Genomic DNA, 9,126 nt, shown 5'->3' with positions numbered 1-9,126 from the left:
CAGTGCCCATGGTACTGCAGGGGAGGCCCTGTGGGAGAGCAGGTCGCTGCCGGATTGGTTATGGCCAGATAGCTCAGTCGGTAGAGCAGAGGACTGAAAATCCTCGTGTCCCTGGTTCGATTCCTGGTCTGGCCACCAAAAACTTCAGATAAAATCTGAAGTTTTTTTATGTATAATAAAAATGTGAAGGTCGGATATTTGTATATTATTCAATGTTTTGTTAAAATAAATAATATATAAAATTAATTATAGTATTTAATAAAAAATAATGACTGAAGGTGGCATAATGAGTAGAATAATGAATATAGGTAAAAAAGATTTTGAAATAGGTAAGAGAACTTATATAATGGGTATACTTAATATTACCCCGGATTCTTTCTCGGATGGAGGAAAGTTTAATAATATAGAACTAGCTTTAGAACGTGCTAAGCAAATGGAAATGGAAGGAGCTGATATAATAGACATAGGAGGAGAATCCACAAGGCCAGGCCATAAACCTATAACGGAACAGGAAGAACTAGAAAGAATTATTCCTGTAATAGGAACATTGGTAAGACATATAAATGTACCTATTTCAGTAGATACATATAGATCAAAGGTTGCAGAACGAGCGCTGGATGCAGGGGCATCTTTTATAAATGACATATGGGGGTTAAAAAAGGATATTCGTATGGCATCTATTGCATCCCATTATAAAGTTCCATGTTGTTTAATGCATAATAAGGATAATACAAATTATAATAATTTGATAGAAGATATATTAGATGATTTAAAAGAGAGTATAAATATTGCTTTAAATGCTGGAGTGGATGATAAAAATATAATAGTGGATCCTGGAATTGGATTTGGCAAGGATTATGAACAGAATTTAACCGTTATGCGTAATCTAGAAAGATTTTCTGAACTAGGTTATCCTGTGCTTCTTGGAACCTCAAGAAAATCAATGATAGGAAATGCATTAAACCTTAAAGTAGATGAACGATTGGAAGGTACCATAGCTACTACGGTGATAGGAATAATGAAAAAATGTGCTTTTGTAAGAGTTCATGATGTTAAAGAGAATAAAAGAGCAGCTGTAATGTCAGATATAATAGTTAGATGATTACAATAAGCTAATGGTTTTTAAATTAGATGATTTCACGTATTTTAAGGAGGTAAATATTGAGTGTGCTTTTCATGCTCAATATAATTTGTATTATGGATGAAAACAAAATTAAAAATGCTGTAAGAATGATTATAGAAGCTATAGGAGAAAATCCTGAAAGAGAAGGACTTGCAGAAACACCCGATAGAATTGCCAGAATGTATACCGAAATATTTTCTGGGTTAAAAGAAAATCCAGAAGAACATCTAAGGAAGGTATTTACTGTAAATAGTGATGATATTGTGCTAGAAAAGGATATTAAATTTTATTCTATGTGTGAACATCATTTCATGCCTTTTTATGGAAAAGCTCATGTGGCGTATATACCAAATGGTAAGGTTGTGGGATTAAGTAAATTGGCGAGAACTGTTGAGGTATTTGCAAAAAGACTTCAACTCCAAGAAAGAATGACTGGTCAAATAGCGGATTCAATAATGGATTATTTAGAAGTAAAGGGAGTTATGGTAGTAATAGAGGCAGAGCATATGTGTATGACTATGAGAGGAATAAAAAAACCAGGGAGTAAGACTGTTACGGTTGCTGCTAGAGGATTATTTAAAAATAAAATTGAAATTAGAAATGAAGTTTATGAGATGATAAAACTGAAATAGAAGGCGGGCAAATTTTGAATAGAGTAAACAGTATATTAAAAAATCAAAAGTTTTGTAAATATATGCAAGAAAATTTTGAAAGAGAAAAGTATCGTGAATTTTGCAGGCATGACATATACCATTCATTAGATGTAGCCAGGATAGCTTATATAATGGCATTGGAAAATAATATCCAGGTAAAAAAGGAAAATGTATATGCAGCTGCCCTGCTGCATGATATAGGAAAATGGATGCAATATGATAAGGGTATACCCCATGAATTGGCTAGTGCCCAATTAGCTGAAGGTATTTTAATTGAATGCGGTTTCATAAAAGATGAAATAGAACAAATCTTAAGTATGATATTGAGTCACAGAAAAAAACGGAACGATGATTTAATAAATAAGATATTTTATTCAAGTGACAAAATGTCCAGAAACTGTTTTAGGTGTAAAGCTACTTCCAAATGCAATTGGCCAGAGGAAAAGAAAAATCACAATGTTAAATATTAAATGTTAATGGAACCTGTTTGGGAGATGATGATATATGGATATTATATGTGTTAAAGATTTGGAAGTTTATGCATATCATGGAGTAAATCAAGCTGAAAAAGATTTAGGTCAGAGATTTTTAGTGTCTTTAAAAATATTTTTAGATTTAAGTGAAGCAGGAGATAAAGATGACTTAAGCAAAACTGTTAACTATGGAGAGTTATGCCTTGAAATAGAAAAGGAATTTAAAAAGAAAAGATATAACCTTATTGAAAAGTCAGCCCAGGAACTTGCGGATTTTATATTGAAGAAATATGAAATGGTGGAAGAGGTATTTGTTAAAGTGAAAAAACCTTGGGCACCTATAGGTAAACCTTTAGAATGGGTAGCTGTAGAAATAGACAGGCAGTGGCATAAAGTCTACATTGCCATTGGATCAAATGTGGGAAATAAAGCAAAGAATATACAAGATGCAATATACAATATAAATTGTTCTCCCTATAATAAAGTGGTAAAAGTATCTAAGTTATATAACACTAAACCTGTAGGGTATGTAGAACAAGAAGATTTCTTAAATGGAGCCTTGGAAATAAAAACATTGATGACTCCTAAAAAGTTAATGAAATTTTTATTAGATGTAGAAAAAAAATTAAAGAGGGAAAGAGTTGTAAAATGGGGGCCACGTACTATAGATTTAGATATAATTTTATATGATGATGTGATAACCTACGAGGAAGAAGTTATTATACCTCATCCTAGAATGCAGGAAAGATTATTTGTTTTGAAACCTTTATGTGATATTGCACCTTATATGGTTCATCCACTTTTAAAAACTAGGATTATAGATTTGACAAGAGAATTTGAGAAAAAAGAGGTATTATCAAGTGATTAAACAGGTTCAGGTAGAGTTTGGCTAAGATAAATATTCTTCTCCATCTGAACCTTAAAGGGATTTGTAATTTTTTTGTTTTATGTTAATCTTTTAAAATATAGTTTAAAATAGGATCTTTTTTGCCTAAATAATCTTTTATGGATATTTCAATTATTTTGTCAGGTATAAAAGTACTTTCATTATCTGCAGAGATTTTATTAAATTGTGTGGAATATTGTATTTCTATTTTTGAATTAGGGAGAGTAAAACTTTTTACAGAACCATAATGATTTGGTTTACCGCTTGTTTCTTCACCTATAAAAGTTGCATTGGTTTCTTTTCTTAAGGTGACAGCATTGAGTATGGCTGATGAAAAGGTAGTTCTTCCCACTATGACAAAAAGATGATCTTTGTTATTTATTTTTTTGGTTTTTATCCAATTTATAATAGGGGTAATATATTTGTCACTGCCTCCTGAATTATCTCTTATATCAATTACAAATTTGTCAACAATATGGCTACCCATAAACTTAAGCATGTCAGTTGTGAAATCTTCTATTGTTTTGGAATTATTATCTTCCTGACATTTATTGTATTTAAAATACAGGGTTTTTTCTGCGGCTATATACTTATACCAATAGTTTAAATTACTTTTTTGCATATATAAAGGATATGAAGTATCGAAGGTACCTTTTATAATGAATTTTCCATGGAGATCTTCATTATTTAAAGAATTTATATTTAAATTAAAATTATCTCCTTGGCTGTTTTCAAAGGTAAAAAGAGCATTTTTTACACTGGATGTAATGTTTAAACCATGGAGAATTTCAACATTTGTAAGATATTTAGGAATATATTTTTTTATTAAAGCACTATTCTCATTAACTATTAATGGCAAAATATTTTTTTGGATTGTTTCTATGTCTACGCCATTTATCTTTACAAGCTTTGTGTAAAGGGCTTGTTTGTATTCAGGCAGAGTATTTACAACATATATACCTTCCTTAAAATAGTAAAACTGTATGGGGTAAATAATTGAAGTTTTTTTATAGAGAGAGGTATGGGTGTCTCCTATACTGGCTACTATTTTGTAAATTCCTGATAGTATCTGATCATCATTTAGCTTGTATACAGAATTTTTCAAAGAGGTTAATTCACTATTGAATTTTTCTTGGTTAATTTTAAAAAATGGATTTACATGTTTTTTAGGAATGGCTTTTTGCATGTAATTTAAATCTTTTATCCATTTTGTATTTCTGTCTCCTCCTAAATATTGTGATTCACAACCGGTAAAAAATATATTTAAGAAGATTAATATAAAACAAAAATTGGTTTTTGTAAATTTATCCATTATTAGACTCCTTTTTATTTGGTACAGATTTTAGCTAATGTCTTGTTGAGTGAAATGATACATACCAATACATAAGAATAAAATAAAACATAAAACGCCTGGAATTAAAACATAATTTAAGTTAATATCTTTTAAGTTGTGAAAATATGCGGATGAAAGATAGGGAGATGTTAATGGAATATATTTAAAGTTCCCTGGGCTATTATTTACTAAAAGACTGCTTAAAATAAAAGACAATATTCCATAAGAAGAAGGTATTATAAGATTTTTACTTATATTTGCAACTAATACTGGAATAGGTGTTATAAGAAATTGTAATAATAAGGAGTAAACATTGGCTCTTATATCCTTAATTATTAAATTTCCTTCTGGGAAAATGCCATTTAGAAGGTAATAACTGATAGGAATTGAGAGGGTCTCAATAGTATATGTAAAAAAAATGATTATATATAAAGTTATTAATTTTGATATAAAAATCTTTACTCTGCTTACAGGGTAAGTATATAGTATATTAGCAGTCATATCTGTAAATTCTCTGGAAAAGATATAGGCTGCTGTTATGGAAAATAAAACGGTGTATAGCATTAAAAAATTTACCTGTTCTATATTATAGGCATATTCTTCAAAAGGCATATCATGTTCAGTTATGAATCTTGCAAGGAACATAAGTATTGTCATAAGGATTCCACAAATAAAAACTATAGGTATTATATAAGTCTTTTTTAGTTTTAAAAATTCTGAGTATATAGTATTTAGCATTTCAATTCCTCCATTAAAGTAACTTATTTAATAAATTCTCTACCTGAATATGAAGCGGTTTAGAGAGGTTCAGATGAAGAATATTAACGGGAAGTGCTGGGTTAAAAATTACTTGATATCTACATGGTTATAATAATAAAGGCATATAAAGCTTAGTATGCCAAAGGTTAAAAGAGTATTTACAGTAATTATTACAAAATCCAGAGGATCTCCTCCATGAAAATGATATACAGGAATTGCAGGAAGTATGAAAGGAGACATTTGCATGTATATACCTGTTAAAGCAATAAACATATTGGATATGGCAACTAATGTAGCATATACTACAGGTAAAATAATATTTTTACTTATATTCCCAATCAATATAGGGATAGGTATAAGTAAAAATTGTGCCAATAGGGAATATACATTTACCTTTATATCTTCTGTAATAAAATTTTTAGCAGGAAACTGTCCCCAGCATATATAAAGAGTTGCATAGGCAGATATAAATTGAATAAAATATACAGCCAAAATTAATATATATATTGTAGTGAGTTTGGCTATAAATATTTTTGTCCTGCTAACAGGATAGGTATATAAAATATTAGTGGTTTTATCTGTAAATTCTCTGGAAAAGATATAGCTGGCTATTAGTGAAAAAAAAACTATATATAAAAATTGAAAACAAATAAATTCTATATTTATTATATAATTTTTAATAAGTGTATATCTTAATGTATCTGAGATATTATTATAATCATTGGAAAGTGATGTAATGCATTGAAAAATAGGAACAAAAACTGAAATAATCAAGGTTAAAATGATTATATAGGATTTTTTTAATTTCAAAAATTCCGAATATATAATATTAAACATTTAATTTCCTCCTGTAAGTTTTAGAAAATAATCTTCTAAGCTGTCTATTTTTAAGCATATTTCTTCCACCAGTATATCATTTGAAACAAGAATTTTATTTATAGTAGAGACTTCTTGAAGCCTTTCATAAACTCTCAGATTATTTTTTTCCCACAGTGTGTAATCTTTTATATTTAGTTTTTCCTCTAAGATAAAACAAGATTTTTTATCCTTGTCAACTTTTATATTTATATAATGTCTGTTTCTTCTTTTTAGTTCATCATAGGGTATTTCTTCTAAAAGTACACCTTTATGAATTATTCCAATTTTTGTAGCCATTTGTTGAATCTCGCTTAATATATGACTGGATATTAAAAATGTAATATTCTGTTTACAGGCTAAGTCTATAATTAACTCTCTTATTTCTTTTATTCCAGTGGGATCAAGGCCATTTGTAGGCTCATCTAATATTAGAAATTCAGGATGATGTAAAAGACTTCTTGCAATTCCAAGCCTTTGTTTCATGCCCAGAGAAAATTCTTTTACCTTTTTATTTTCTAAATTTTCTATACCTACTATTTTTAAAGAGTGCCTTATAGAATATTTTTCCTGAATACCCATCATACGTCTGTGTATTTCTAAATTTTCAGAAGCTGTGAGATTTGGGTAAAATCCTGGATATTCTATTATAGAACCTATCCTTTGAAGAAGATTTTTATTTTTACTGGATACTTTCTGGGAAAACAATTCTATTTCTCCAGAAGTTGATTTTATAAGTCCCATTATCATGCTTATAGTGGTAGTTTTTCCGGCACCATTTTCACCAAGAAAACCGTATATATCACCTTTTTTTATAGTCATATTTAAATTATTAACTGCATAAAAATTTTTAAATTTTTTGGACAAATTACAGGTTTTTAGAATGTTATCCACTTAAGTCACCATCCTATCATTTATAATTTATTTAATTATTTTGCGTAAAAAAGGACTATATTTATAATACAATATAATCCTTACAGTCCATTTACATGGTTCTTACAATTTTCTTACATCTTTATCAAGGGTAAATTTGAATTCTGTTTTTTTCAGGGGAATACTGGATACAGAAATTGTGCCACCTAGAGATTCTACTAATTTTTTAGCTATGCTAAGGCCAAGACCACTATTCTTCAAATTGGATTTTCTTGATTTTTCAACGGTATACAGTCTGTCAAATATGTAATTTATGTCATCTTCAGGTATTCCCAGACCATTATCCCATATTGATATAAAAACTTTATCTTTGGTATAGTTTATATCAACACATATTTTTGTACTGTTTTTTCCATGCTTTAGGATATTACTTAGAATATTGTTTAAAATTCTATTTAAGGCTTTTTCATCTGCATTGACGTATATATTATCTTTTTGAAAATTTAATTTAGGTTCTATACCTTTCTTTTTAAATTCATTAAAAAAAGATATAAGTTGTTGCCTTATAATTTCACATATATCAATGGATTTTATCTCTAATTTGAAGTCTTTTGAGTCCATTTTTGAGATTTGAAAGAATTCTTCCAACATATCATAGAGATAATTTCCTTTAGTGTAAACTATTTTTATATATCTATTTATCTCATTTTTGCTTAAATTAGGGTCATTTACTATAAGTTCCACATATCCAAGAATTGAGGTGAGGGGGGTTCTTAAATCATGTGATATATTTGATATCATTTTTTTTCTAGATTCTTCACTTATAATATTTTTTCTTTCAATATATTGCAGTCTTCCTATAAGGGTATTTATTTTTATAGTTAATTTACTGAGGCATTTTATATTAGTTTGGAGTCTTATTCTCTGATTTAAGTTTCCATTAAGTATATCATCTATATATTTATATATGATATATATATTTCTATAAATATATATTAGCGACGTTAAAAGAAAAATTATTATAAATATAAGGATACAAATAAATATATTCATATTATTCACCAAGTTTATATCCTATACCCCAGACAGTTGATATGTATTTAGGTGTGTTTGGATTATCTTCAATTTTATTTCTCAATCTTTTTATATTTACCATTACAGTGTTGTCATCATGTATATATTTATTTTCCCATACATTATTAAATATTTGAGCTTTCGTGAATACTCTGTCAGGATTTTCAAGAAAAAGTTTTAATAGTTGAAATTCTTTTGGTGTTAAGTTTAATTCTTTAGTTTTTTTAAATACTTTATAGTTTAAAGTGTTTAATTCAAGATCCAAATAGTGTAAAATTGAATTTTTAGGTTGAGTCCTATTATAGTTTAGATATCGTCTAAGCTGAGATTTAACTCTTGCAGTTAGTTCTCTTGTAAAAAAAGGTTTTATAATATAGTCATCTGCGCCCATGCCAAGGCCTATAACTCTGTCTGTTTCTTGGTCTTTGGCGGATAGGATTATAACAGGTACTGTACTTTCCTCTCGTATTTTCTTTAATACTTCCAAACCATCTATGTATGGAAGCATCAAGTCAAGAATAACTAATTGAAAAGTATCATTGTAATATTTATTTATGGCATCTTCACCGTTGAAAGCTTGTATTATGTTGTATTTTTCCTTTTTTAAAGTGTTGTAAATCAAATTATTTATTTCTTCATCGTCTTCTATAATTAATATTTTAGAAATATTCATTTTTATAAACCTCATTTCATATAATTAATGATTTAATTTAAATTATAGCATATATAATATTATTTAAATTTAGTGAATAAATTGTAGTTAAAAGAGGAATTATAATAAACAAACATATCCAGGAGTATCTATATTAGAAATACTTTGAAATATGTAATAAAACTTAGATATACAAATATAAATTAGTTTTATTGTATGTGGGATTAAGACCTAACATAAAACACATGATATAATGAAACCCGTCATCTTGGAAGTGACGAATGCGAAATGAATCAGCAAATTTTATTCATAGTGAAAAAAATGATAAAAAATGTTGACAAAGGTAAAATGAGATGATATACTATAAAAGCTGTCTGGGAAAACAGGCATAAAGATTGAAAATGATCCTTGAAAATTAAACAGAATGAAGAAGATAGGTAAACTT

Annotated in this window: 10 protein-coding genes and 1 tRNA gene; 5 read left to right on the top strand and 6 right to left on the bottom strand. The window is 28.3% G+C overall.

Going from position 1 to position 9,126, the window contains the following annotated elements:
• Nucleotides 1–62: 62 nt before the first annotated feature.
• The 5 genes from V7Q02_RS15465 (at nt 63) to folK (ending at nt 3,117) form a co-directional block, all read left to right on the top strand.
• Nucleotides 63–138, top strand: a tRNA-Phe gene (locus V7Q02_RS15465).
• Nucleotides 139–286: 148 nt separating this feature from the next.
• Nucleotides 287–1,102, top strand: a complete 816-nt coding sequence (gene folP, locus V7Q02_RS15460; RefSeq protein ID WP_333861980.1) for a dihydropteroate synthase — start codon at nt 287–289, stop codon at nt 1,100–1,102.
• Between the two features lie 95 nt (nt 1,103–1,197).
• Nucleotides 1,198–1,755, top strand: a complete 558-nt coding sequence (gene folE / locus V7Q02_RS15455) for a GTP cyclohydrolase I FolE (protein ID WP_333861981.1) — start codon at nt 1,198–1,200, stop codon at nt 1,753–1,755.
• 14 nt (nt 1,756–1,769) lie between these two features.
• On the top strand, nt 1,770–2,246 hold the full coding sequence (locus tag V7Q02_RS15450; RefSeq protein ID WP_333861979.1) for an HD domain-containing protein: 477 nt from the start codon (nt 1,770–1,772) through the stop codon (nt 2,244–2,246).
• Nucleotides 2,247–2,280: 34 nt separating this feature from the next.
• The gene (folK, locus tag V7Q02_RS15445; RefSeq protein ID WP_333861978.1) at nt 2,281–3,117 is read left to right on the top strand and encodes a 2-amino-4-hydroxy-6-hydroxymethyldihydropteridine diphosphokinase; all 837 of its coding nucleotides are present in this window, start codon (nt 2,281–2,283) and stop codon (nt 3,115–3,117) included.
• An 82-nt stretch (nt 3,118–3,199) separates the two neighbouring features.
• Here the strand turns inward: folK and V7Q02_RS15440 are convergent, their stop codons facing one another.
• The 6 genes from V7Q02_RS15440 to V7Q02_RS15415 all read right to left on the bottom strand — a co-directional run bounded on the left by V7Q02_RS15440 (nt 3,200) and on the right by V7Q02_RS15415 (nt 8,702).
• Nucleotides 3,200–4,447, bottom strand: a complete 1,248-nt coding sequence (locus tag V7Q02_RS15440) for a S41 family peptidase (protein ID WP_333861977.1) — start codon at nt 4,445–4,447, stop codon at nt 3,200–3,202.
• A gap of 30 nt (nt 4,448–4,477) precedes the next feature.
• On the bottom strand, nt 4,478–5,206 hold the full coding sequence (locus tag V7Q02_RS15435; RefSeq protein WP_333861976.1) for an ABC transporter permease: 729 nt from the start codon (nt 5,204–5,206) through the stop codon (nt 4,478–4,480).
• A gap of 108 nt (nt 5,207–5,314) precedes the next feature.
• The gene (locus V7Q02_RS15430; RefSeq protein WP_333861975.1) at nt 5,315–6,064 is read right to left on the bottom strand and encodes an ABC transporter permease; all 750 of its coding nucleotides are present in this window, start codon (nt 6,062–6,064) and stop codon (nt 5,315–5,317) included.
• Nucleotides 6,065–6,976 carry an ABC transporter ATP-binding protein gene (locus tag V7Q02_RS15425; RefSeq protein ID WP_333861974.1) on the bottom strand — a complete coding sequence of 304 codons (912 nt, stop codon included), beginning with the start codon at nt 6,974–6,976 and terminating at the stop codon, nt 6,065–6,067.
• Nucleotides 6,977–7,078: 102 nt separating this feature from the next.
• On the bottom strand, nt 7,079–8,008 hold the full coding sequence (locus V7Q02_RS15420; protein ID WP_333861973.1) for a sensor histidine kinase: 930 nt from the start codon (nt 8,006–8,008) through the stop codon (nt 7,079–7,081).
• 1 nt (nt 8,009) lies between these two features.
• A complete protein-coding gene (locus tag V7Q02_RS15415) occupies nt 8,010–8,702 on the bottom strand; it encodes a response regulator transcription factor (protein ID WP_333861972.1) in 693 nt (230 codons plus the stop codon).
• Nucleotides 8,703–9,126 lie beyond the last annotated feature (424 nt).

The organism is Clostridium sp., from assembly GCF_036781005.1.
GTDB lineage: Bacteria > Bacillota > Clostridia > Clostridiales > Clostridiaceae > Clostridium_B.
Note: the sequence above shows the minus strand (reverse complement) of the source record. Positions and strands in the feature narration are given on the sequence as shown.

Excerpts from the sequence above, each read along its gene's own strand:
- V7Q02_RS15415 (WP_333861972.1), bottom strand. The coding sequence starts at position 8,702 with ATGAATATTTCTAAAATATTAATTATAGAAGACGATGAAGAAATAAAT.
- V7Q02_RS15430 (WP_333861975.1), bottom strand. The coding sequence starts at position 6,064 with ATGTTTAATATTATATATTCGGAATTTTTGAAATTAAAAAAATCCTAT.
- V7Q02_RS15440 (WP_333861977.1), bottom strand. The coding sequence starts at position 4,447 with ATGGATAAATTTACAAAAACCAATTTTTGTTTTATATTAATCTTCTTA.
- folK (WP_333861978.1), top strand. The coding sequence starts at position 2,281 with ATGGATATTATATGTGTTAAAGATTTGGAAGTTTATGCATATCATGGA.
- folP (WP_333861980.1), top strand. The coding sequence starts at position 287 with ATGAGTAGAATAATGAATATAGGTAAAAAAGATTTTGAAATAGGTAAG.
- V7Q02_RS15420 (WP_333861973.1), bottom strand. The coding sequence starts at position 8,008 with ATGAATATATTTATTTGTATCCTTATATTTATAATAATTTTTCTTTTA.
- folE (WP_333861981.1), top strand. The coding sequence starts at position 1,198 with ATGGATGAAAACAAAATTAAAAATGCTGTAAGAATGATTATAGAAGCT.
- V7Q02_RS15435 (WP_333861976.1), bottom strand. The coding sequence starts at position 5,206 with ATGCTAAATACTATATACTCAGAATTTTTAAAACTAAAAAAGACTTAT.